The following is a 22619-nucleotide window of genomic DNA, read 5'->3' as shown; positions in this document are numbered from 1 at the left end:
CAGGTATCGTGAAAGCCGTGACGGACAAGCCCCGCATTCCCAACGTGCTCGCCGCCCGCTACGCGTCGCCGGAGCTGGTTTCGCTCTGGTCTCCGGAGGAGAAGGTCGTCCTGGAGCGGCAGCTCTGGATCGCCGTGCTCAAGGCGCAGAAGGACCTCGGCGTCGACGTGCCCGACGGTGTCGTCGAGGACTACGAGCGCGTGCTGAGGCAGGTCGACCTCGGGTCGATCGCGGCCCGGGAGCGGGTCACCCGCCACGACGTCAAGGCGCGCATCGAGGAGTTCAGCGACCTGGCCGGGCAGGAGCACATCCACAAGGGGATGACCTCGCGCGACCTCACCGAGAACGTCGAGCAGCTGCAGCTGCTCCGCTCGCTGGAGCTGGTCCGCGCCCGCGTCGCCGCCGTGCTCGCCCGGCTGGCCGTGCTCGCCGTCGAGCACACCGACACCGTCATGGCCGGGCGCTCGCACAACGTCGCCGCGCAGGCCACCACCCTCGGCAAGCGGTTCGCCACGGCCGCCGACGAGCTGCTGGTCGCCTTCGAGCGGCTCGACAACCTCATCGGCCGCTACCCGCTGCGCGGCATCAAGGGCCCGGTCGGCACCGCGCAGGACATGCTCGACCTGCTCGGCGACGAGTCCACTTTGGACGAACTCGAAGACCGCGTGATGCAGCACCTCGGCTTCAACCGCCGGTTCGTCAGCGTCGGCCAGGTCTACCCGCGCTCGCTCGACTTCGACGTGCTGTCCACTGTGGTCCAGGTCGCCGCGGCGCCGTCCAGCCTGGCCAAGACGATCCGGCTGATGGCCGGCCACGAGCTGGTCACCGAGGGCTTCAAGCCCGGCCAGGTCGGCTCGTCCGCGATGCCGCACAAGATGAACACCCGCTCCTGCGAGCGCGTCAACGGCCTCGCCGTCGTGCTGCGCGGTTACCTGTCGATGATCGGCGAGCTGGCCGGCGACCAGTGGAACGAGGGGGACGTCTCCGACTCCGTCGTCCGCCGCGTCGCGCTGCCGGACGCCTTCTTCGCGCTCGACGGCCTGCTGGAGACGTTCCTCACGGTGCTGGCCGAGTTCGGCGCCTTCCCGGCCGTCATCGAGCGTGAGCTGGATCGCTACCTGCCGTTCCTCACCACGACGAAGGTGCTCATGGCGTCGGTCCGCGCGGGCGTCGGACGTGAGACGGCCCACGAAGCCATCAAGGAGCACTCCGTCGCCGTCGCGCTGGAGATGCGCGAAGGGCGCGCGGAGAACGACCTGCTCGACCGGTTCGCGGCCGACGAGCGCATCCCGCTCGACCGCGGTGAGCTGGACAAGCTGCTCGCCGACCGGATCTCGTTCACCGGGACGGCCGGGCGTCAGGTGACGCAGGTCGCCGAGCGCGTCGCGCAGGTGCTCGAGCAGTTCCCCGAAGCGGCGGGCTACGCGCCCCAGCCGATCCTGTGAGCTGACGCACGAGTCCACGGACTGGAACGAATCCACACGAACGGGCGAAATCCCTAATCTCGACCGCTGAACCCGGAGCGTCAGATCGTCTACCAGATGACCTGACGTGCTTTCCTCGCGCCACCGGCGCGCCAACCTCTGGAAGAAGCGATGAGATCCACGCTGTCGAAGATCGCCGCCGCCGTCACCGCGGGCGCGCTGACGCTGACCCTGGCCGCCTGCGGTGGTGCCGACTCCTCGGCCGCGAGCAAGACCCTGCGCGTCGGCACGCTGAGCGACGCCCCGCCGTCGATCTACCTGGAGAACGGCCGGTTCACCGGCTACGACAACGAGCTGCTGCGCGACATCGCGAAGCGTGAGGGCTTCGAGGTCGAGTTCGTCGGCACCGAGTTCTCCGGCCTGCTGGCCGGCGTCGCGACCGGCAAGTTCGACATCGGCAGCTCGACGATTTCGAGCACCGAGGCGCGCAAGAAGACGGTCTCCTTCTCCAACGGGTACAACACCGGCTTCACGACGATCGTGACCGAGAAGGGCGCAAACCTCAAGGACCCGGCGGCGTTCGCGGGCAAGCGGCTCGGCGTCGTCCAGGGTTCGGTGCAGGACGAGTTCGCGGGCAAGACCAACGGCGCCCAGGTCGTCCGCTTCCCCGACTACAACGCGGGTTTCGCGCAGCTGAAGAACGGCACGCTGGACGGCTGGGTCGTGCCGCAGGACATCGGCCAGAAGTACCTGGACCAGAACCCCGCGGTGCCGCTGGAGCTCGGCTACACCGTCGAGGACAAGGACACGCCGTCGGCGTTCGCCGTCGCCAAGACCGATCCCGACCTGCTGAAGAAGCTGAACGACGGGCTCGCGAAGGCCATCGCGGACGGCACGGTCGCGCGGATCTACGGCCAGTTCTACAAGACGACACCGCTGTCGAAGGAACTCCAGCAGGGCGGCCCCGGCCTGCCCGTGAAGAACCTGGGTGCGTGACATGAAGAAGCTGATCGTCACCGTACTGGCCGCGGCCCTCACGCTCACCGCGTGCGGCAGTGGCTCGGACAGCGCTTCCCCGACGTTGCACGTCGGCACCCTCAGCGACGCGCCGCCGAACATCTTCCTCAAGGACGGCAACTACACCGGCTTCGACAACGAGCTGCTCAAGGCCATCGCGGCCAAGCAGAACCTGAAGCTGGAGTTCGCCGCGACGGACTTCTCCGCGCTGCTCGGCCAGGTCGCGTCCGGCCGCTACGACATCGCCAGCTCGGCGATCGCGCAGACGGACGAGCGCAAGAAGACCGTCGACTTCTCGGCGGCCTACGACTTCGAGACCATGAGCATCCAGGCCAAGCAGGGCACGCCGGTCACCGACGAGAAGGCGTTGGCGGGCAAGCGGGTCGCCGTCATCCAGGCGACCGTCGGCGACCACTGGCTGGGCACCACGGTGCCGACCGCGCAGGCCGTGCGCTTCCCGGACTACGCCGCCGCGCTGACCGCGTTGAAGACCGGCGCCGTCGACGCGTACATCCTGGACCAGAGCATCGCCGAGAAGAACGTCACCGACAACCCCGACGCCAAGCTCGTCGTCGTGAAGAGCTTCGTCACGGACGTGCCGCACGGCTTCGCGGTGAAGAAGGGCAACACCGAACTGCTCGGCAAGATCGACGCCGGGCTCAAGCAGGTGATCTCCGACGGTACCTGGCTTAAGCTGCACCAGCAGTTCCTGCCGACCGCTCCGGTGCCGGCCGGGTTCCAGGGTTAGGAGACCCATGAAGAAGACACTGGTCACGGCGATCGCGGCGACGCTGCTGGCCGCGCTCACGGCGTGTGGCGGCGGCTCGGACAGCGGCGGCGGTGACAAGACCCTGCGCGTCGGCACGCTGAGCGACTCGAAGCCGAACGCCTACCAGGAGAACGGCACCTTCACCGGCTTCGACAACGAGCTGCTCAAGGCCATCGCGCAGAAAGAGGGCCTGAAGCTCGAATTCGTCGCGACGGACTTCTCGGCGCTGCTCGGCCAGGTCGCGAACGGCACGTTCGACATCGGCAGCTCGGCGATCTCGCAGACCGACGCCCGCAAGAAGACCGTCGACTTCTCGGCGCCGTACAACTACCAGTCCCTCGGCATCGAAGCCAAGGAGACCGCCGGCATCACGGACGAGAACTCCTTGGCGAGCAAGCGGATCGGCGTCGTCCAGGGCACGGTGTCGGACACCTGGCTCGGCACGAACGCGCCGACCGCGCAGGCCGTCCGGTTCCCGAACGACGCCGCCGCGCTCGCCGCGCTCAAGACCGGCGCGGTCGACGGCGCGGTGTTCGACCAGGCCACCGCCGAGGACTACGCGAAGAACAACCCGGACGCGAAGCTCAAGGTGACCAAGGCGATCACCACGACCATCCCGCACGGGTTCGCCTTCAAGAAGGGCAACACCGACCTCATCACCAAGGTCAACGACGGCCTGAAGAAGGTCATCGCGGACGGCACCTGGGTGAAGGTGCACGACCAGTTCGAGGCCACCGCGCCGGTGCCGGCGGAGTTCAAGGCGGGGCAGTAGAACCGCGATGGATCAGTTCTTCGACACCTTCCTCGACTGGGAGTACATCTGGCAGGTCTTCCCGGACCTGCTGAAGACCGGTCTGCTCAACACGCTGATCCTGGCGTTCACCTCCGCGGTGATCGGCACCGTGCTCGGCATGGTCGTCGCGGTGATGGGCCTGTCCACCAAGGCGTGGCTGCGCTGGCCGGCCCGGGTGTACACCGACATCTTCCGCGGCCTGCCGGCGATCCTGACCATCCTCGTGATCGGCCAGGGTCTCGGCACGCTCGCCCGGGACGTCGTCGGCACCAACCCGTACCCGCTGGGCATCCTGGCGCTGAGCCTGATCGCCGCCGCCTACATCGGCGAGATCTTCCGGGCCGGCATCCAGAGTGTCGAAAAAGGACAGCTGGAGGCCAGCCGCGCGCTCGGGATGAGCTACAGCAAGGCGATGCTGCTGATCGTCATCCCGCAGGGCGTCCGGCGCGTGCTGCCCGCCCTGGTGAACCAGTTCATCTCGCTGGTCAAGGACTCCAGCCTGGTGTACTTCCTCGGCCTGCTGTCCGAGCAGCGCGAGCTGTTCCGGATCGGGCAGGACCTGGCGGCCAACACCGGGAACCTGTCGCCGCTGGTCGCGGCCGGGTTCGTCTACCTGGTGATCACGGTGCCGCTGACGCACCTGGTGAACTACATCGACAAGAAGCTCCGGACCGGGCGCAAGGTCCGCGCCGACGAGCCGGACGAAGGCGACCCGGTGGAGATCGGTCCCGGCGGAAGGGTGAGCGCGTGGTGACGACGACAGCGGTGCGTTCGTCCAGTGTGGAACTGCGGGACATCCACGTCAGCTTCGGCACGCTGGAAGTCCTGCGCGGGGTCGACCTCAAGGTGCCGAGCGGCAAGACGACCTGCGTGATCGGGCCGTCCGGTTCCGGCAAGTCGACGCTCCTGCGGTGCGTGAACCGCCTGCAGGAGCCCGACTCCGGCGACCTGTTGCTCGACGGCGAGTCCGTGATCCGGTCCGACCCGGACGCCCTGCGCCAGCGCGTCGGCATGGTGTTCCAGCACTTCAACCTCTTCGGTCACCGGAGTGTGCTGGACAACATCGTGCTGCCGCTGCGCAGCGTGAAGAAGCTGAGCAAGGAGGAAGCGGCGGCGATCGCCCGCGCCCGGCTGGCGGACGTCGGCCTGGCCGACAAGGCGCCGTACCGGCCCAGCGCGTTGTCGGGCGGGCAGCAGCAGCGCGTCGCGATCGCCCGCGCGCTGGCGATGGACCCCGAGGTCATGCTGTTCGACGAGGCCACCAGCGCGCTCGACCCGGAGCTGGTCAAGGGTGTGCTGACGCTGATGGCGGGCCTGGCCGAACGCGGGCTGACGCTGATCGTGGTCACCCATGAGATGGGCTTCGCCCGCAGCGTCGCCGACGAGGTCGCGTTCATGGACGCGGGCAGGATCGTGGAGCAGGGCCCGCCGGCGCAGCTCTTCGACGACCCGCAAAGCCCGCGCCTGCAACGGTTCCTCTCGCAGGTGCTCTGACGCGGTCGTGAGTGGGAAACAGTGTTAGAACACTGTTTCCCACTCACGACTGTGGACCGCCCGCTCAGGTGGCCGTCGGCGACGACGTGATCGTGCACTCCTGGGCCGGGCCCAGCCCGAGCACGGCCGCCGCCGAACTGCCGTTGACGGCGACGGCGAGCCGGCCCGCCGAGTCCGCGAAGAGCACGCTCGCCCCGATGGGCACGTCCGCGAACGTCCGCCCGACCGCCGTGATCACCGCGACCCGCTCGCTGTGCACCGAAACCGCGCCGGTCAGCCCGCTCAGCTCGAGATCCGCCGGCGTCGCGGCCAGCTGGACGTTGCCGAAGTGGTCGACCGTCAGCACTTCCGACACCAGCTTGCCGGGGAACGCCGCCACGAACGGCTCGGGCAGCTCCACCAGCGTCTCGACGGCGTTGCCGAATGCAGACGGCAAGACGCCCAATGCAAGGTGCGCGGCCGCGGGCGCGAAGATGTCCCGCCCGTGGAACGTCGCCGACGTCACCGGCAGCCGCAGCGACGGCTCGGTCAGCTCGTACGCGGCCCGGACCCCGCCGAGGGCCCGCGCGGCGGGCAGCAGCAGGCCGTTGTCCGGTCCGACCAGCAGCCCGCCCTCGGCGACGACGACCACCCCACGCCGTGCCGTGCCGACGCCCGGGTCGACCACCGCGACGTGCACGGCCTCCGGCAGGTAGGGCGCCGTCTGCGCCAGCGCCATGGCCCCGTGGCGGACGTTCTGGGGCGGCACCTCGTGCGTCACGTCGATGACCCGCACGGCGGGCGCCAGCCGCGCGATCACGCCGTGGCAGGCCGCCACGAAGCCGTCGCGCAGCCCGTAGTCGGTGGTCATCGAGGCCCATGTCAGCGGCATGTGCAGCATCATCCTCGGTGGCGGAGCGTGCCCGTTAGGGTTCAGTGCGTGACACCCCTCCCCAGACACCCCAAGCTCGTCACCGGCAAGGTCCGCGACCTGTACGACGCGGGCGACGACCGGCTCCTGATCGTTGCTTCCGACCGCATTTCGGCTTTTGAACGTGTATTTGTCACCCCCGTTCCGGACAAGGGACGGGTGCTCACGGCGATGAGCGTGTTCTGGTTCGGCGAGCTCGCCGACGTCCTGCCGAACCACCTCGTGGCCAGTGACGGGCCGGGGATCCCCGACGCCGTGCGTGGCCGGGCGATGCTGGTCGAGCGGCTCGAGATGCTGCCGGTGGAGGCCGTCGTCCGCGGCTACCTGACCGGCCGCGGCTACGCGGACTACCGCCGTGACGGCGCGGTGTGTGGCGTCGTGCCGCCGCCCGGGCTCGCCGAGGCGGCCCGGCTGCCCGAGCCGATCTTCACGCCGTCCACAAAGGCCCGTCCCGGCGAACCCGACGAGAACATCGACTTCGACACGTTCGTCTCGGTCCTCGGCCGCGCGCTCGCGGAGGAGGTCCGCGAGGCGTCGCTCGAGCTGTACCGCCGCGGTGCCGCGCGGGCCGCGGAGCAGGGCCTGCTGCTGGCCGACACGAAGTTCGAGTTCGGCATCGGCGCGCACGGCGGCCTGGTGCTGGCCGACGAGGTGCTGACGCCGGATTCGGCGCGCTACTGGCCCGCCGACGGCCACCGGCCCGGCCGGCCGTCGTTCGACAAGCAGCACGTGCGCGACTGGCTCGTCGACCCGGTGTCCGGTTGGGACTGCGCGTCCCCGTTGCCGCCGTTGCCGCCCGAAGTGGTGACGGCCACGCGGGACCGCTACATCGAGGCTTATCACCGCATCACCGGGCTGTGCCTGGCAGACTGGCCCCGTGATCCTGCTGATCTGCGGCAGCCTGCGAGCAGGCTCGGGCAATGCGGCGGTACTGGGGACCGTCGCGACCCTCACGGAGACCACGACGTTCACCGGACTCGGCGATCTCCCGCACTTCAACCCCGATGACGACCGCGACCCGCTGCACCCCGCCGTCGCTTCGCTGCGCGCGGCCATCGCGGCCGCGACGTCGGTGCTGATCTGCACCCCGGAGTACGCCGGCGGCCTGCCGGGGTCGTTCAAGAACCTGCTCGACTGGACGGTCGGCGGCGGTGAGATCTACGGCAAGCCGGTCGCCTGGATCAACGCCTCGTCCGTAGCGGCGCCGACTGGCGGCGGCGACGCGCACGACTCGCTGCGCAAGGTGCTGACGTACGCGGGCGCCGAGATCGTCGAGGAAGCCTGCGCGCGGATCCCGGTCCCGCGCGCCGCGGTCGCCGACGGCGTGGTCGTCGACCCCGACCTGCGCGAGCGCATCGCCGTGGCGGTAAAGCGCCTGAGTGAAGGCGGCTGACCCTTCCGGCAACGGCCGCCCGCCCGTCCTGCGCAGTTCACGCCGACGTCAGACGCGTGCGTCCCAATGGTGGCGTGGACGCTCAGTTGCTGGTTTCGCTGTCGGGCATCACCCCGCGCACGCTGCACCGGTGCGCCGATCTCGCGGCCGAGCTCGACCGCCGCAAGGTGCCGCTGTCGGTGCTGTACGCCGCGCGCACCGGCGAAGGCCCGGTGACGGAGTGGGTGCGCACCCGCGCCCGCCGTGGTGATTCCGTGCTGCTGCACGGCTACGACCACGTCGTCACGCCTACGCACCGCACGGTGTACCTGGGCAAGAAGGCGGAGTTCGCGACGCTGCCCGCGCACGAGGCGCGGCTGCGGCTGATCGCCGCGAAGGCCGCGCTCGACGCCGCCGGACTGGCCGTGGACGGCTTCGCGCCGCCGCGCTGGATCGCGTCCCAGGGCACGCTTCAGGCGCTGGGCGAGCACGGCTTCCGCCTGTGCGCGGACCTCGGCGCGGTGCGCGACCTCGTCACCGGCGAGGTGCGCCGCGCCCGCGTCCAGGAGTTCACCAGCCAGTCGCAGCGCACCGAGACTGTCCGCTGCTTCGCGCTGGTGCTGGCGGCCGCGCGCGCCGCGCGCCGGGGCGGCCTGGTCCGGCTCGGTGTCGACGCCATCGACCTCACCCGCCCCGGCCTCCGCCAGGCCCTCCTCGACGCCGTCGACGTCGCCCTGGAGAACCGCGCGTTCGGCGCGACCTACGGCTCACTGCGCACCGTCGCCGCCTAGAGCTTCGCCGGCTCCGCGCGCTCGAGCACCTTCACCTCGGTGCCTTCGGGCGCGAGGTTGCCGAACAGGCCGTAGTGCATGCCCGGGTTGGCGAGCACGGCTTCGTGGATCGGCACGGCGATCCGCGGCGCCACCGCGCGCAGGTAGTCGACCGCCTCGCCGGCCTTGAGCCACGGCGCGCCGGTCGGCAGGCCGAGGACGTCGATGTGCTGCTCCGGCACGAAGAACGAGTCGCCGGGGTGGAAGAACGCGCCGTCGTCGAAGACGTAGCCGATGTTCGGGATCGTCGGGATGTCGCTGTGGATCACGGCGTGCTCGCCGCCGACGGCCTTGATCGACGTGTCCCCGATCGCGAACGCGTCCCCGACGTTCGCGATGTCGAACGGGACACCCAGCTTCCCGACGGCCTCGGCCGAGCCGGGGTCGACGATCAGCTTCGCGTCCGGGTTGGCTTCGAGCACCTTCGGCAGCCGCTCGACGTCGAGGTGGTCGAAGTGCTGGTGCGTGATCAGCACGGCGGCCAGCTCACGCTCGCGCTCGAAGTCCGTGGAGAACGTGCCGGGGTCGATCAGGATCCGCTCCGAGCCGGTCTCCAGCAGCACACAGGCATGTCCGAAATGGACGATACGCATCGATGATTCTCCTTCACGGGTCGTGATTCCACCCTAGTCAGAGTTTGCCGGTCAGCAACGCGTCGCCGAGACCGGTGCGGCGGTACAGCACCCGGTGCCCGCTGCGCTCCGACGTCAGCAGCCCGGCCGCGCGCAACGCCGTCAGGTGCGCCGACACCGTCGCCGGGGCGAGGTCGAAGCGGCGCGCCAGGTCGGCCGTCGCGGCCGGGGCGTCCAGGCCGGTCAGCAGCAGCGCCCGGGTCCGGCCGAGCACCTCGGCCAGCGGTTCCGGCGGTGCCGTCGCCGACGTCCACAGCGACGCGACGCCGCGGGCGGGGTAGAGCAGTGACGTCTGCCACGGCGGCACCGTCACCACCCCGACGTTCGGCCACGCGAACACCGCCGGGATGAACAGCAGGCCGCGGGAGTCGATCTCGAGCCGTTCGCGGGAGCGGACGTCGACCAGCACCGACGTCCCGGCCAGCCGGACCTGCGGGTGGAGTCCGGCCAGCATCGCGGTGATGCCCCCGGAGCCGAGCAGCCGCGTCCGGTACGCGATGTCGGCGGCCAGCAGCTCGCGCAGGCGCGGCCACCGCGGGGCGAGCAGCGCGTTCCAGACGGTCTCGAGCTGGCCGGCCAGCAGGTCCCGCGCGGCCGCCGGGTCGGCCGGGAGCAGCGAAAGGTCGGCGTCGACCATCGCCAGCTCCAGCGCGACCTGGTGCGGCGGCGTCTCGCGGACCACCCGCAGCTGGGCCTCGGCGGTGGTCTCCGGCCCGTCGGGCGGCGGACTGAGGAACTCGGTGATGTAGTGCCGCGCGCTCAGGACCGCCGCCAGCTCGGGGACGTCGAGCGCGGGGGCCGCGGACACCCACGGCAGGTGCGCCGGGTGTCCGCGGAGCCCGAGCAGGGTCTGGACGGCGCCGAGGACCTCTTCCAGCGGCGAGATCGCGAAGCGGACGCGCTGGCTGCCGGCCGCGCTCAGGACCAGCTCGATCATGGCGACCCCGGATTCGCTCGTGCCCGAATCAGTATGGCGCAAACCGCTGCCGTAAGAGCGTGCTCCCATGTCGTTGTTCACCCATCGCGCCTACTGGCGCTGGTCGGCGGGCGTCCAGTTCGCCCGGCTCCCGGCGACCATGGCGCCGCTCGCGTTCACCCTGCTGACCACGGCCACCACCGGCTCGTACCGGCTCGGCGGGGTGCTGATGTCGGTCTACGTCGTCGCCGAGATGACCGGCGCGGTGCCGGTCGGGCGGCTGCTGGACCGCGTCGGCGTGACGCGCGGCCTGCCCGCGCTGCTGCTCCTGACCGCCGCCGGCTTCGCCGTGCTCGCCTTCGCGGCGTCGGCGGCCGCGCCGACCGCCGTGCTGCTCGCGCTGGTCCTGCTGCCCGGCGCCACCGCGGGTGCGTTGTCCGGCGGGTTCCGGACGCTGCTCGCGGACACCGTCGACGACGCGCTGCTGCCGCGGGCCATCTCCGTCGACGCGATGCTGCTCGAAGGCGTGCTCATCGGCGGCCCGGCGCTGGTCGCGCTGCTCGACCTGGCCGGTCCGTTCGTGCCGCTCGCCGCGATGGCCGCCGCCTGCGTGGGCGCCGCCGTGCTCGTCCCGCGCCGCGCCGCTGAGCGCGAACGGGAAGAAACCGGGCCGGACGTGCCACCGGTCGGCGTCGGCACCTACCTGCCGTGGCTGTGCTGCGCGTTCACCGTCGGGCTGCTGCTGTCGACGATCGAGGTCGCGCCGCTGCCGCTCGTCCAGCGGCTCGGCGCGCCCGACACGGCCGCGCCGGTGGTGATCGCGGTGCTGAGCGGCGCGAGCATCGTGGGCAGCGCGCTCTACGCGTGGCGCGGCAAGACCGGCGACCCGCGGCTGTTCCTCGGCGGGTTCATCGTCGGCGGACTCGCCCTCGCGGGCGACTTCGGCTGGCCGGGCCTGATCGCTTCGGTGGCCGTGATCGGCGGGTGCACCGGGCCGCTGGTGGCCGCGACCTCGGTCAACCTGCAGCGGCTGCTGCCGAAGAACCGCAGGTCAGCGGGCTTCTCGCTGTCGTTCACGGTGCAGGCGTGCGGCTTCGGGCTCGGCTCGCTGGCGGTGGGCGTGCTGCCGCTGTGGCTCGCTCCGGTGTTCGGTGTCTTTGCTGCGGCGATCGCCGGTGCAATGCTGGTGGCGAAGCCCGCAGGCGCTATTGGCACCACGTCAGTAACGTCGTAACCTGGGCTGAACCTCGACCTTGCGGGAGACGCCGATGATTGCCGTCCAGCCTAAGCCGACGTCCCTCGGCGAGACCTTCGACTCGCTGAGCCCGGCGACCGACGAGGTCGTCGGGACCTACCCGGTACACAGCGCCGAGGACGTGCAGGCCGCCGTGGTGCGGGCGCGCGTCGCGGCGAAGTGGTGGGCTGACCTCGGCTTCGCCGGCCGCGCGGAGCGGCTTCGCGGCTGGAAGGGCGTGCTGACGCGACGGCTGCCGCAGCTGTGCCAGGTGGTGCGCGACGAGACCGGCAAGCCGATCGCCGACGCGCAGCTCGAGAGCGTCCTGGCCATCGAGCACATCGCGTGGGCCGGCAAGCACGCGAAGAAGATCCTCGGCAAGCAGAAGCGCTCGGCCGGGCTGCTGATGTCGAACCAGGCGGCCACCGTCGAGTACCAGCCGCTCGGCGTCGTCGGCGTGATCGGCCCGTGGAACTACCCGGTGTTCACGCCGCTCGGCTCGATCGCCTACGCGCTCGCGGCGGGCAACGCCGTCGTCTTCAAGCCCAGCGAGTACACCCCGGGCGTCGGCAAGTGGCTGGTCGACGCGTTCGCCGAGATCGTCCCGGAGCAGCCGGTGCTGCAGCTGATCACCGGCTTCGGCGAGACGGGCGCGGCGCTGGTCGGCGCGGGCGTCGACAAGATCGCGTTCACAGGCTCGACCGCCACCGGCAAGCGGATCATGGCCGCGGCCGCCGAGACGCTCACCCCGGTCGTCATCGAGGCGGGCGGCAAGGACCCGGTGCTGGTCGACGCGGACGCCGACCTCGACGCCGCGGCCGACGCGACGGTCTGGGGCGCGTTCTCCAACTCCGGCCAGACCTGCATCGGCGTCGAGCGGGTGTACGTCCACGAGAAGGTGCACGACGAGTTCGTCGCGAAGGTCGTCGAGAAGTCGAAGGACGTCCGCGCGGGCTCGGACGAGGCCGCCCAGTACGGCCCGGTGACGATGCCGTCGCAGCTCGGCGTGATCAGGCGCCACATCCAGGACGCCGTGGCCCGCGGCGGCAAGGCGGTGCTGGGCGGCGAGGACTCGGTCGGCGACCGGTACGCGCAGCCGACGGTCCTGATCGACGTCCCCGAGGACTCCGAAGCCGTCACGGAGGAGACGTTCGGCCCGACGGTGACCATCGCGAAGGTCCGCAACATGGACGAAGCGATCGAAAAGGCGAACAACACGAAGTACGGCCTGGGCTCGACGGTGTTTTCGAAGTCCCGCGGCGTCGAGCTGGCGGAAAAGCTGCGCACGGGCATGACGTCCATCAACGCCCCGCTCTCGTTCGCGGGCATCGCATCCCTGCCGTTCGGCGGCGTGGGCGACTCGGGCTTCGGCCGCATCCACGGCCCGGAGGGCCTGCGCGAGTTCGCCCGCACCAAGGCCATCGCCCGCCAACGCTTCACGGCGCCGTTGACGCTGACGTCGTTCACCCGCAAGCCTTCGACGGACGCGATGGTCGCCAAGCTGGTGACCATCCTCCACGGCAAGCGCTGACCGGCTCCGGGGTTGTGGACAACTCCCGTCCGCAGCCCCGGAACTGTCGGTAGCCTCCGGTAAACTGGATACCGGGGGCCGCGGCCCGCCCTCAGCGCCCCCGGATGAGGTCCGCCGCCTTCTCCGCCACCATGATCGTCGGCGCGTTCGTGTTCCCGCGCGGCACCACCGGCATCACCGACGCGTCCACCACCCGCAGCCCCTCGATCCCGCGCACCCGCAGCTGCGGGTCGACCACCGCCTGCTCGCCCGTGCCCATCGCGCACGTCCCGACCGGGTGGTACAGCGTCTGCGTGTTCTCGCGGATGTGCTCCACGAACTCGGCGTCGGTCAGGTCGTGCCGCGTGGGCAGGAACGGCTTGTCGAGGAATCGCTTGAGCGGCCCCGACTTCCCGATCTCGACGAGCGCCTTCAGTCCGGCGATCATCGCGTCCATGTCCTTCGACTCCGCGTAGTAGGCCGGGTCGATTTCCGGCTTCCACAACGGATTCGCCGACTTCAGCCGCAGCCGGCCGCGGCTGGCCACGTCCACCAGCGTCGCCGCCGACGTGAAACCGGGGACGGTCGGTTCGCGCATCCCGTTGTCGTAGAACAACGTCGGCGCCACGTGGATCTGCATGTCCGGCGCGGGCAGGCCGTCGCCGGTCGGGAAGAACGCGCCCGCCTCGCCGATGTTCGACGCCAGCGGCCCGCGCTTGGTCAGCTGGTAGCGCACGAGTCCGGCCGGCGTGGCGGCGTTCACCAGGTCGGTGGTGCCGCGGGTGGACCAGATGATCCCGCACGCGGGGTGGTCGTGCAGGTTCTCGCCGACGCCGGGCAGCGCGGTGACGATGTCGATGCCGTGCTCGCGCAGGTGCTCGGCCGGGCCGACGCCGGAGACCATCAGCAGCTGCGGCGAGTTGACCGCGCCGCCGCTGAGCAGCACTTCGGCCGACGCGCGCGCGGTGCGCTCGACGCCGTTGTCCACATAGGACACGCCGATCGCGCGAGTGCCCTCGAACACGATCCGGGTGGCCTGCGCGCCGGTCTTCACGGTGAGGTTCGGCCGGTCGAGCGCCGGGCGCAGGTAGGCGTCCGCAGTGGACCAGCGACGGCCCTTCTTGCAGGTCACCTGGTAGTTGCCGGCGCCTTCCTGGCTCTCGCCGTTGAAGTCGTCGGTGCGCTTGAGGCCCCACGCGACGGCGGAGTCGACCCACGCGCTCGACAGCTCGTGGGTGAACCGGCGGTCCTCGACGTGCAGCGGGCCGTCGGTGCCGTGCAGCGGCCCGCCGAGGCGCTGGTTGCCTTCGGCGCGCTTGAAGTAGGGGAGGACGTCGTCCCAGCCCCAGCCTTCGGCACCGTGGGAATCGCGCCAGCCGTCGTAGTCGGCGCGGTTGCCGCGGATGTAGATCATGGCGTTGATCGACGAGCAGCCGCCGAGCATCTTCCCGCGCGGCCAGTACGCGGACTTGCCGGTGTGCTTCTGCTCGACGGTCTCGTAGTTCCAGTCCCACCGGGTCTTGAACAGCGACGCGAACGCGGCCGGAATGCGGACTTCGTCGGCGGTGTCCTCGCCGCCCGCCTCCAGCAGCAGGACCTGCGCCGACGGATCCTCGGTGAGGCGGTTCGCCAGCACGCACCCGGCGCTGCCCGCACCGACGATCACGTAGTCAAAGGAGTCCTGGACGGCCACGGTGCCTCCACTCGCTGTTGGCGCGATGTCAACGACTCATCATGGCGCAGCACCGCGCCGTGGGCCAGTCTAGGTTTTCCGGTGGCCCTCGCCACCTGGGCGCGGGTCCGGTGAACCGGGTGAACTATGCTCGCCGGGTACCCACGACCTGCGTGAATAAGGAGCAGCCTGCCGTGGCCCGAGTTGTCGTCGACGTCATGCCCAAGCCCGAAATCCTCGACCCGCAGGGACAGGCCGCGCTCGGCGCCGCCGGCCGTCTCGGCTTCACCGGGATCAAGGAGATCCGCCAGGGCAAGCACTTCGAGATCGAGGTCGACGACTCCGTCGACGACGCGACGCTCGAGAAGATCGCCGAAGGTTTCCTCGCGAACCCGGTGATCGAGCAGTGGACCATCACGCGGGTCGGCGCGTGAGCGCCCGCATCGGCGTCATCACCTTCCCGGGCACCCTCGACGACGGCGACGCCGCCCGCGCGGTCCGCTACGCCGACGCGGAGGCCGTGCCCCTGTGGCACGCCGACGAGGACCTGCGCGGCGTCGACGCCGTGGTCGTCCCGGGTGGCTTCTCGTACGGCGACTACCTGCGCGCGGGCGTCATCGCCCGGTTCGCGCCGGTGATGACGTCGGTGATCGAGGCCGCGCGGGCCGGGATGCCGGTGCTCGGCATCTGCAACGGGTTCCAGATCCTCTGCGAGGCCGGCCTGCTGCCGGGCGCGATGATCCGCAACCAGGGCCTGCACTTCATCTGCCGCGACCAGTGGCTGCGCGTCGAGAACACCTCGACGGCGTGGACCTCGCGCTACGAGCAGGGCGCCGAGATCCTCATCCCGATGAAGAACATCGACGGCTGCTACGTGGCCGAGCAGTCCACTTTGGACGCGCTGGAGGCCGAGGACCGGGTCGTGTTCCGCTACGTCGGCGGCAACCCGAACGGCTCCCGCAACGACATCGCGGGCATCCGCAGCGAGAACGGCCGCGTGGTCGGGCTCATGCCGCACCCGGAGCACGCGATCGACGCACTCACCGGCCCGTCCGACGACGGTCTCGGCATGTTCTACAGCGCGGTGGACGCGCTGATCAAGGCTTGACGCACCGGCCGGGGAGGGTGTCGCCTCCCCGGCCACCGCGCCGACCCTCCCGGCACGCGCCCCGACTCCCCAGGTACGCGAGTCGACTCCCCAGGTACGCGACCCGACTGCCTGGGTACGCGACCCGACTGCCTGGGTACGCGTGTCGTCCCGGTGATCACGCGTGTCGACTGCTCAATCACGCGTGTCGACTGCTCAATCACGCGAGTCGACCCTTCGATCACGCGTGTCGGCGCTTCGCGCACGGCTTCCGGCCGGAACTCGCGAGCCGATCGCTGTGCTCACCGCGCGAAGTGCGGCCCGCGGCCCCCGGAATCCAGTTTACCGGCGTCCACCGACAGTTCCGGGGCCGCGCACAGGGGATCAGCTTCCCCATCCACAACCCGCGAGTTGTCCACAATCCGGACCGGTCAGGTCTTGCTCTGGTCGTTCGAGAGCCACTTCTCCGGCCGCACCCGCACGAGCACCGACTGCGGGCCCAGTGCCGAGTCGACGTACTCCTTCGCCTGCTCCGCCGGCCAATACCGGCCTGCTATCCGCAACGCCTGTTCGCGCGTCGGGGGCTCGTCGTTCGCGATCACCGGGCCCTCCACCGTCACGTACCTGTACGGCGGTGTCTCGTCCTGTGCGGCCAGGCTCAGCCGGCCCGCCGCGCGGATCGCGCGGTCCTTGACCGTGTCGCGTTCCATCCAGATCAGCAGCTCGCCGCCCGGCGCGTAGTCGTACCAGACCGGGACCGCCAGCGGTGCGCGTCCGGCGCGCTCCACCGCCAGCACCCCGACGTGCACCCCGCTCAGGAACGCTTCGCGCTCCGAAGCCGTCATGACGAAAGACGACATGTCACTCCCCAGGTAGCGGTCATCTACCGGGGAGCAACACGTCGGCGAGTCCGGACATTCCGGACTCAGCTCGCCGCCGCCACCAGGCGGGCGTACGAACCGCCCGCCGCCAGCAGTGACGCGTGCGGGCCCAGCTCCGTGATGCGGCCGCCCTCGACCACCGCGACGCGGTCGGCCGCCGCCGCTGTGTGCAGGCGGTGGGCGATCGCGATCACCGTGCGGCCGGCCAGCACGCTGTTCAGCGAACGCTCCAGGTCGCGCGCCGAGCCCGTGTCCAGCAGGGACGTCGCTTCGTCGAGCACCAGCGTGTGCGGGTCCGCGAGCACGACCCGGGCCAGCGCCAGCTGCTGCGCGACCGCCGCCGGCACCGGGTACGCGCCCGAGCCGATCTTCGTGTCGAGGCCGTCCGGCAGGCCCGCGACCCAGCCGGACGCGCCCGCCGACTCCAGGGCCGCCGTCAGCTCGGCGTCCGGCCAGTCGCCGCCCGCGCGGCGGGCCGGCAGGGCCAGGTTCTGCCGGAGCGTCCCCGAGAAGACGTGGTGCTCCTGGGTCAGCAGCAGGACCTCGCCGCGCAGCACGTCGTCGGCCAGCGCCGAGACGTCCTGGCCGCCGATGCGCACCGAGCCCGCGGACGGCACCGCGATGCCGGCCAGCAGCCGCCCGAGCGTCGACTTGCCCGCGCCCGACGGGCCGACGATCGCCAGCCGCTCGCCGCGTGGGACGCGCAGGTCGATGCCGTGCAGCACTTCGCGGTCGGCGGTGTAGGCGAACCGGACGTCGTGCACGTCTATGTCGCGCCCGCGCGGCACCTGCGTCACCTTCGGGGTTTCCTCCACCGCGACCTCGCGGATGCCGAGGATCCGGCGGGCCGCGGCCGCCGCGACCTGCAGGTCCTCCAGCCAGAACAGCGCGGAGTTGAGCGGGTTCGCCATCGCCTGCATGTACAGCAGCATCGTGGTGATCTCACCGAGCCCGGCCCAGCCGCGCGTGTACGCGAGCAGCCCGAGCAGCAGCATGACGGCCAGCGGCAGCACGTAGCTGATCTCCAGCGACGGCAGCCAGCGCAGCTGCAGCGCCCGCATCCGGCGTTCGCCGAGGATGCTCCGGTCCAGGTCGTCGTGGGCGCCGGTGACCCGGCGTTCGGTCAGCCCGAGCGCCTCGACCGTCCGCGCGCCCTCGGCCGTCTCGTGGACGCTGGTCGTCAGGTCCGCCCAGCGGTCCAGCATCGCCTGCATCAGCGCCGGGATCCGCCGTTGGTACCAGACGTTGACGCTGATCAGCAGCGGTGCCGCGACCAGCAGGCCCAGGGCCAGCAGTGGTGACGTCAGCACCATCGCCGCCACCGTGAACACCACGGTCACCGCCGCGACCAGGATCTCCGGCGCCGCGAACCGCGCCGCGTGGTCGATCCGGCCGAGGTCGGTGGTGGCCCGGCTGAGCAGGTCGCCGGTGCCGGCCGCCTCGACGGTGCCGAGCGGCAGCTGCAGCGCCGTGCCGACGAACTCCTCGCGGGTCTCGGCCAGCACCAGCTCGGCGAACACCGCGCCGCGCATCCGCGCGACCTTCCGCGACAGCGCCTGCAGCAGCAGGATCACGACGAACACGCCCGCCAGCACGTCGACGTGCGTGGTCGTGGTCCCGGCCGCGACGGCGTCGACCAGCGAACCGAGCAGCTGCGGGCCGGCCAGCCCGATCAGCGTGGACACGGCGAGCGCGCCGAGCAGCAGCGCGACCTCGCGCTTGTGGGCCGCCGCCGTCCGCAACGCCCAGCGGCGGACGTCCCGCCGGGACGCCGTGGGGAGCCGCTTCACACCGTCACCACCTTCGTCGTGAATACCTCGTCGGCCACATGTGTCCACAATGGACTCTGGCTGAACACCACCGTCGTCTTGCCGCGGCGCAGGGCCGCGACGCGCTCGGTGATGCGTGCCTCCGTGTGCGCGTCGACCGCCGACGTCGGCTCGTCCAGCACCAGGACGTCCGCGTCCACCGCCAGCGCGCGGGCCAGGTTCAGCCGTTGCCGCTGGCCGCCGGACACCTCACGGCCGCGCTCGCCGATCACCTCGTCGACGCCGTCGGGCAGCGCCTCGACGATGTCGTCGGCGTCGGCCGCGTACAGCGCGTCGGTGATGTCCACGCCGCTCGGCCGCGCCGGCGTCAGCTGCTCGCGCAGCACGCCGGAGAACCAGATGTCCTGGTTGTGCGCGTACACCACCCGCCGCCGCAGCTCCACGAGCGCGACCTGGTCCGCCCGGACTCCGCCGACCAGCACTTCCTCGCCCGCGGCCGGGTCGGCGAACCGGGCCAGCCGGTCGGCCACCGCCTCGCCGCCGGCGCCGAAGTCGACCACCGTCAGCTGCCCGGCCACGACCCGCACCCCGGACTCCGTGTCCGCCAGGTCCAGCGGCCCGTCGGGCAGCCGCACCGGCGTTTCGGGGTCCGCCAGCGCCGGGTGCAGCGCCAGCAGCGCCACCACCTTCCGCGACGCCACCAGGCCGGACGTCAACGACCCGACGGCTTCCGTGGCGGCGGAGACCGGCCAGATGAGGAACATCGAAACGCCGTAGAACGCCACCAGCTGCCCGAGGTCGATGGTGCCGCCCACGGCCAGCCGCGCGCCCAGCCACGTGATCACCACGGTGACCAGGCCCGGCATCGCGACTTCGGCCGCGGCCAGCCACGACTCGGCCTTGCCGACCTCGACGCCGGCCCGGCGCACGCGCTGGCTGGTCTCGCGGAAGCGGCCGGAGAACCGCCGCTCACCGCCGATGCCACGCAGGATCCGCAGGCCGGACACGATGTCCGCGCCGAGGGCGTTGACCTCGCCGCGCATCTCGCGCTGGCTCGTCTTGCGCTTCTGCAGCGGGGCCAGCAGCGGCCCGATGCCCAGCACCGCGAGCGGCACGCCGACCAGCGCGACCACGCCGAGCAGCGGCGACGTCGAGACCAGCCAGATCGCGACCACGACGAACGCCAGCAGCGAGCCGAACGCCCGGCCGGCCATCTCGACGGTGTTGCCGATGTGGTTGATGTCGGTGGTGGCGATCGCGACCAGGTTGCCGGTGGTCGTCTGCTCGCGCAGGCCGGCGCCGACGCGCGTGGTGTGCGTCGACACGAGCCGCTGGGTGGAGCCCGCGCCGTGCAGCCACAGGCCGTAGTTGATGAAGTGCATCCAGGTCCCGGACACGGTCTGCACGACGCCGAGCACGGCCGCGGCCAGCGCCCAGCGCCCCACGCCCGCGCCGTCGTGCGCGGTGATGGCGCCGATGCCCTGGCCGATCACCAGGGGCAGCAGGGCGCCCGGCAGCGCCCACACGACGCCGATCGTCGCCGAGCCCAGCACCGTGCCGAGGCGAGCCCGGAACACGGCGAGCAGGAACCGGCTCGCGGTCGGCCGTGCGGGGAGCCGCAGCGGCGGGAAGGGATATGTGGCGGAAAGCACGATTCCCGACGTTAAGCCGACGACCCGGGGTTGGCGACCGATTTTCGCGCGCCCGCCTGCGGCCGCGCCTCCGCTCGGTGGCCGCGCACCCGGCCGGTCGCTCGTCTGCCGGAGTCCCGGATCAGCCGATCCGGGACCGGAAGTACTACTCCGCGCGGGCCTTCAGCCGCAGCTCCCGGACGATCTTCGCCCACTCGGGTTGTCTGCTCCGTCACACCCGGAACGGTGAGATCCGGTGGGGCGGCCCAGTGTCCGGGGCACCCGGGCCCGGCACGTATCCTGGCGGCCGTGGCGAACCCTGACACGGACACCGTGACCAGCACCGTTGACACCACCGAGCGGGCCGGGGCGACCCCGGACCACACCCAGCCCTATCGCGAGCTCGGGCTCGCCGACGACGAGTACGCCCGCATCCGGGAAATCCTCGGCCGCCGGCCCACCGACGCCGAGCTGGCCATGTACTCGGTGATGTGGAGCGAGCACTGCTCCTACAAGTCCTCCAAGAAGCACCTTCGCTACTTCGGCGAGACCGCGACCGACGAGATGAAGGCCAAGATGCTGGCCGGCATCGGCGAGAACGCCGGCGTCGTCGACATCGGCGAGGGCTGGGCGGTCACCTTCAAGGTGGAGAGCCACAACCACCCGTCCTATGTGGAGCCCTACCAGGGCGCCGCGACCGGCGTCGGCGGCATCGTGCGCGACATCATGGCGATGGGCGCGCGGCCGCTCGCGGTGGCGGACGCGCTGCGCTTCGGCCCGGCCGACGCCCCCGACACCAAGCGCGTGCTGCCCGGGGTCGTCGCCGGCGTCGGGGGTTACGGCAACTGCCTCGGCCTGCCGAACATCGGCGGCGAGCTGGTCTTCGACCCGTCCTACAGCGGCAACCCGCTGGTCAACGCGCTGTGCGTCGGCGCGATGCGCGTCGAGGACCTGCACCTGGCCTTCGCGTCCGGCACCGGCAACAAGATCATCCTGTTCGGCGCCCGCACCGGCCTCGACGGCATCGGCGGCGTCTCCGTCCTGGCGAGTGACACCTTTTCGGGTGACGAGTCGTCGGGTGGCCGCAAGAAGCTGCCGAGCGTCCAGGTCGGCGACCCGTTCACCGAGAAGGTGCTCATCGAGTGCTGCCTCGAGCTGTTCGCGGCCGACCTCGTTGTCGGCATCCAGGACCTCGGCGGCGCCGGGCTGTCCTGCGCGACGTCGGAGCTGGCCGCGGCCGGTGACGGCGGCATGCACGTCTACCTCGACCGGGTTCCGTTGCGCGCCACCGGGATGACCCCGGCAGAGGTGCTCTCCAGCGAGTCGCAGGAGCGCATGTGCGCGGTCGTCTCGCCGGAGAACGTCGAGGCGTTCATGGCCGTCTGCCGCAAGTGGGACGTCATCGCCACCGACATCGGCGAGGTCACCGACGGCGAGCACCTGGTGATCACCTGGCACGACGAGGTCGTCGTCGACGTCCCGGCGCACACCGTGGCGCACCAGGGCCCGGTGTACGACCGGCCGATCGAGCGACCGTCCTTTCAGGACGCTCTGATCGCCGACACCTCGGCGAACCTGCCGCGTCCGGCCACTCCTGAAGAATTGCGCGCGGACGTGCTCAAGCTGATCTCGTCGCCGAACCAGGCGTCGAAGGAATGGGTGACGTCGCAGTACGACCGGTACGTGCGCGGCAACTCCGTGCTCTCGCAGCCGTCCGACTCGGGCATGATCCGGATCGACGAGTCGAGCGGCCGCGGCGTCTCGGTGGCGACCGACTGCAACAGCAAGTTCGTCTACCTCGACCCGTACCGCGGCGCGCAGCTGGCGCTGGCGGAGGCGTACCGCAACGTGGCGACGGGCGGCGCGACCCCGGTCGCGGTGTCGGACTGCCTCAACTTCGGCGCGCCGACCGACCCGGGCGTGATGTGGCAGTTCGAGCAGGCCGTGCACGGCATCGCGGACGGCTGCGTCGAGCTGGGCATCCCGGTCACCGGCGGCAACGTGAGCTTCTTCAACCAGACCGGCTCGACGGCGATCCTGCCGACGCCGGTGATCGGCGTGCTCGGCGTGATCGACGACGTCACCCGCCGCATCCCGACCGGCATCGGCGCCGAGGCCGGCGAAACCCTGCTGCTGCTGGGCGAGACGCACGACGAGCTGGACGGCTCGGCGTGGGCCCGCGAGCTGCACGGCCACCTCGGCGGCGTGCCCCCTCGCGTGGACCTCGCCCGTGAGAAGCTCCTCGCGGACATCCTGGTGGCGGGCTCCCGTGACGGCATGATCTCGGCCGCGCACGACCTTTCGGACGGCGGCCTGATCCAGGCGTTCGTCGAGACCGTCCTCATCGGACAGTGCGGCGCCCGGTTCTTCCTCGACGCCGACCAGGACCCGTTCGTCCAGCTGTTCTCCGAGTCGTCGGGCCGCGTGCTGGTGGCGGTTCCGCGCACGGAGGAGCTGCGCTTCACGGAGATGTGCACCGCGCGCGGCCTCCCGTGGCGCAAGACCGGCGTGGTCGACCCGGAGTCGGGCAAGCTGGAGCTGCAGGACATCACGGAGTTCACGCTCGACGAGCTGCGCGAGGCGTGGGAGAAGACCCTCCCGGCCCTGTTCGACTGAGACCTGTGGACAGCTGACCGGAGGGCACCGATTTCTGTCGGTGCCCTCCGCTAGCGTGGAAA

Annotated in this window: 21 protein-coding genes; 14 read left to right on the top strand and 7 right to left on the bottom strand. The window is 71.1% G+C overall.

The window, feature by feature from the left end; translation table 11 throughout:
• Positions 1 to 17 precede the first annotated feature (17 nt).
• The 6 genes from purB to OHS58_RS35580 all read left to right on the top strand — a co-directional run bounded on the left by purB (position 18) and on the right by OHS58_RS35580 (position 5497).
• Entirely contained in the window at positions 18 to 1445 is a 1428-nt protein-coding gene (purB, locus tag OHS58_RS35605) for an adenylosuccinate lyase (protein WP_326945172.1), read from the top strand.
• Between the two features lie 150 nt (positions 1446 to 1595).
• Positions 1596 to 2420, top strand: a complete 825-nt coding sequence (locus OHS58_RS35600) for a substrate-binding periplasmic protein (protein ID WP_328645377.1) — start codon at positions 1596 to 1598, stop codon at positions 2418 to 2420.
• A gap of 1 nt (position 2421) precedes the next feature.
• Positions 2422 to 3189, top strand: a complete 768-nt coding sequence (locus OHS58_RS35595) for an ABC transporter substrate-binding protein (protein ID WP_328645376.1) — start codon at positions 2422 to 2424, stop codon at positions 3187 to 3189.
• 7 nt (positions 3190 to 3196) lie between these two features.
• On the top strand, positions 3197 to 3982 hold the full coding sequence (locus tag OHS58_RS35590) for an ABC transporter substrate-binding protein (RefSeq protein WP_247059211.1): 786 nt from the start codon (positions 3197 to 3199) through the stop codon (positions 3980 to 3982).
• A 7-nt stretch (positions 3983 to 3989) separates the two neighbouring features.
• The gene (locus tag OHS58_RS35585) at positions 3990 to 4757 is read left to right on the top strand and encodes an amino acid ABC transporter permease (protein WP_247059210.1); all 768 of its coding nucleotides are present in this window, start codon (positions 3990 to 3992) and stop codon (positions 4755 to 4757) included.
• A complete protein-coding gene (locus OHS58_RS35580; protein ID WP_326951709.1) occupies positions 4754 to 5497 on the top strand; it encodes an amino acid ABC transporter ATP-binding protein in 744 nt (247 codons plus the stop codon). Before OHS58_RS35585 ends, OHS58_RS35580 begins: the two co-directional genes overlap by 4 nt.
• A 64-nt stretch (positions 5498 to 5561) precedes the next feature.
• Here the strand turns inward: OHS58_RS35580 and OHS58_RS35575 are convergent, their stop codons facing one another.
• The gene (locus OHS58_RS35575; RefSeq protein ID WP_328645375.1) at positions 5562 to 6368 is read right to left on the bottom strand and encodes an SAM hydrolase/SAM-dependent halogenase family protein; all 807 of its coding nucleotides are present in this window, start codon (positions 6366 to 6368) and stop codon (positions 5562 to 5564) included.
• A 48-nt stretch (positions 6369 to 6416) separates the two neighbouring features.
• Between OHS58_RS35575 and OHS58_RS35570 the strand changes: the two genes are divergently transcribed.
• The 3 genes from OHS58_RS35570 (at position 6417) to OHS58_RS35560 (ending at position 8570) form a co-directional block, all read left to right on the top strand.
• Positions 6417 to 7415 (top strand): phosphoribosylaminoimidazolesuccinocarboxamide synthase, encoded by a 999-nt coding sequence (locus OHS58_RS35570; protein WP_326945168.1) that lies wholly within the window; start codon positions 6417 to 6419, stop codon positions 7413 to 7415.
• The gene (locus OHS58_RS35565; RefSeq protein ID WP_328649911.1) at positions 7309 to 7800 is read left to right on the top strand and encodes an NADPH-dependent FMN reductase; all 492 of its coding nucleotides are present in this window, start codon (positions 7309 to 7311) and stop codon (positions 7798 to 7800) included. The genes OHS58_RS35570 and OHS58_RS35565 overlap by 107 nt, the downstream gene beginning before the upstream one ends.
• Before the next feature lie 74 nt (positions 7801 to 7874).
• A complete protein-coding gene (locus tag OHS58_RS35560) occupies positions 7875 to 8570 on the top strand; it encodes a DUF2334 domain-containing protein (RefSeq protein WP_247059207.1) in 696 nt (231 codons plus the stop codon).
• Here the strand turns inward: OHS58_RS35560 and OHS58_RS35555 are convergent.
• Positions 8567 to 9202 (bottom strand): MBL fold metallo-hydrolase, encoded by a 636-nt coding sequence (locus OHS58_RS35555; protein ID WP_326956633.1) that lies wholly within the window; start codon positions 9200 to 9202, stop codon positions 8567 to 8569. The two genes, OHS58_RS35560 and OHS58_RS35555, sit on opposite strands and share 4 nt — an antisense overlap.
• A 37-nt stretch (positions 9203 to 9239) precedes the next feature.
• Positions 9240 to 10178 (bottom strand): ArsR/SmtB family transcription factor, encoded by a 939-nt coding sequence (locus OHS58_RS35550; protein WP_328645374.1) that lies wholly within the window; start codon positions 10176 to 10178, stop codon positions 9240 to 9242.
• Positions 10179 to 10245: 67 nt separating this feature from the next.
• Here OHS58_RS35550 and OHS58_RS35545 point away from each other — a divergent pair, with 67 nt between their 5' ends.
• Both OHS58_RS35545 and OHS58_RS35540 read left to right on the top strand, forming a co-directional pair.
• On the top strand, positions 10246 to 11391 hold the full coding sequence (locus OHS58_RS35545; RefSeq protein WP_328645373.1) for an MFS transporter: 1146 nt from the start codon (positions 10246 to 10248) through the stop codon (positions 11389 to 11391).
• 34 nt (positions 11392 to 11425) lie between these two features.
• Positions 11426 to 12922: an aldehyde dehydrogenase family protein gene (locus OHS58_RS35540; RefSeq protein WP_328645372.1), complete on the top strand. Its 1497-nt coding sequence runs from the start codon at positions 11426 to 11428 to the stop codon at positions 12920 to 12922.
• Positions 12923 to 13013: 91 nt separating this feature from the next.
• Here the strand turns inward: OHS58_RS35540 and OHS58_RS35535 are convergent, their stop codons facing one another.
• Positions 13014 to 14594 carry a GMC family oxidoreductase gene (locus OHS58_RS35535; protein WP_328645371.1) on the bottom strand — a complete coding sequence of 527 codons (1581 nt, stop codon included), beginning with the start codon at positions 14592 to 14594 and terminating at the stop codon, positions 13014 to 13016.
• Between the two features lie 173 nt (positions 14595 to 14767).
• On the opposite strand from OHS58_RS35535, the gene purS reads away from it, so the two are divergent.
• Positions 14768 to 15007 carry a phosphoribosylformylglycinamidine synthase subunit PurS gene (gene purS, locus OHS58_RS35530; RefSeq protein ID WP_247059198.1) on the top strand — a complete coding sequence of 80 codons (240 nt, stop codon included), beginning with the start codon at positions 14768 to 14770 and terminating at the stop codon, positions 15005 to 15007.
• The gene (gene purQ / locus OHS58_RS35525) at positions 15004 to 15681 is read left to right on the top strand and encodes a phosphoribosylformylglycinamidine synthase subunit PurQ (protein WP_326945162.1); all 678 of its coding nucleotides are present in this window, start codon (positions 15004 to 15006) and stop codon (positions 15679 to 15681) included. Before purS ends, purQ begins: the two co-directional genes overlap by 4 nt.
• Positions 15682 to 16091: 410 nt before the next feature.
• Here the strand turns inward: purQ and OHS58_RS35520 are convergent, their stop codons facing one another.
• The 3 genes from OHS58_RS35520 to OHS58_RS35510 form a co-directional block, all read right to left on the bottom strand.
• Positions 16092 to 16520 carry a pyridoxamine 5'-phosphate oxidase family protein gene (locus OHS58_RS35520; protein ID WP_328645370.1) on the bottom strand — a complete coding sequence of 143 codons (429 nt, stop codon included), beginning with the start codon at positions 16518 to 16520 and terminating at the stop codon, positions 16092 to 16094.
• A gap of 65 nt (positions 16521 to 16585) precedes the next feature.
• Entirely contained in the window at positions 16586 to 18331 is a 1746-nt protein-coding gene (locus OHS58_RS35515) for an ABC transporter ATP-binding protein (protein WP_326956638.1), read from the bottom strand.
• A complete protein-coding gene (locus tag OHS58_RS35510; RefSeq protein ID WP_328645369.1) occupies positions 18328 to 19962 on the bottom strand; it encodes an ABC transporter ATP-binding protein in 1635 nt (544 codons plus the stop codon). The genes OHS58_RS35515 and OHS58_RS35510 overlap by 4 nt, the downstream gene beginning before the upstream one ends.
• A 288-nt stretch (positions 19963 to 20250) precedes the next feature.
• On the opposite strand from OHS58_RS35510, the gene purL reads away from it, so the two are divergent.
• The gene (purL, locus tag OHS58_RS35505) at positions 20251 to 22557 is read left to right on the top strand and encodes a phosphoribosylformylglycinamidine synthase subunit PurL (protein WP_442792242.1); all 2307 of its coding nucleotides are present in this window, start codon (positions 20251 to 20253) and stop codon (positions 22555 to 22557) included.
• The last annotated feature ends 62 nt before the right edge of the window (positions 22558 to 22619 follow it).

The organism is Amycolatopsis sp. NBC_00348 (assembly GCF_036114655.1).
In the GTDB taxonomy this organism is placed as follows: Bacteria; Actinomycetota; Actinomycetes; order Mycobacteriales; family Pseudonocardiaceae; genus Amycolatopsis.
This window is presented reverse-complemented; position numbering and strand designations above follow the sequence as displayed.

Excerpts from the sequence above, each read along its gene's own strand:
- OHS58_RS35600 (WP_328645377.1), top strand. The coding sequence starts at position 1,596 with ATGAGATCCACGCTGTCGAAGATCGCCGCCGCCGTCACCGCGGGCGCG.
- OHS58_RS35595 (WP_328645376.1), top strand. The coding sequence starts at position 2,422 with ATGAAGAAGCTGATCGTCACCGTACTGGCCGCGGCCCTCACGCTCACC.
- OHS58_RS35590 (WP_247059211.1), top strand. The coding sequence starts at position 3,197 with ATGAAGAAGACACTGGTCACGGCGATCGCGGCGACGCTGCTGGCCGCG.
- OHS58_RS35585 (WP_247059210.1), top strand. The coding sequence starts at position 3,990 with ATGGATCAGTTCTTCGACACCTTCCTCGACTGGGAGTACATCTGGCAG.
- OHS58_RS35575 (WP_328645375.1), bottom strand. The coding sequence starts at position 6,368 with ATGCCGCTGACATGGGCCTCGATGACCACCGACTACGGGCTGCGCGAC.
- OHS58_RS35555 (WP_326956633.1), bottom strand. The coding sequence starts at position 9,202 with ATGCGTATCGTCCATTTCGGACATGCCTGTGTGCTGCTGGAGACCGGC.
- OHS58_RS35550 (WP_328645374.1), bottom strand. The coding sequence starts at position 10,178 with ATGATCGAGCTGGTCCTGAGCGCGGCCGGCAGCCAGCGCGTCCGCTTC.
- OHS58_RS35545 (WP_328645373.1), top strand. The coding sequence starts at position 10,246 with ATGTCGTTGTTCACCCATCGCGCCTACTGGCGCTGGTCGGCGGGCGTC.
- OHS58_RS35540 (WP_328645372.1), top strand. The coding sequence starts at position 11,426 with ATGATTGCCGTCCAGCCTAAGCCGACGTCCCTCGGCGAGACCTTCGAC.
- OHS58_RS35520 (WP_328645370.1), bottom strand. The coding sequence starts at position 16,520 with ATGTCGTCTTTCGTCATGACGGCTTCGGAGCGCGAAGCGTTCCTGAGC.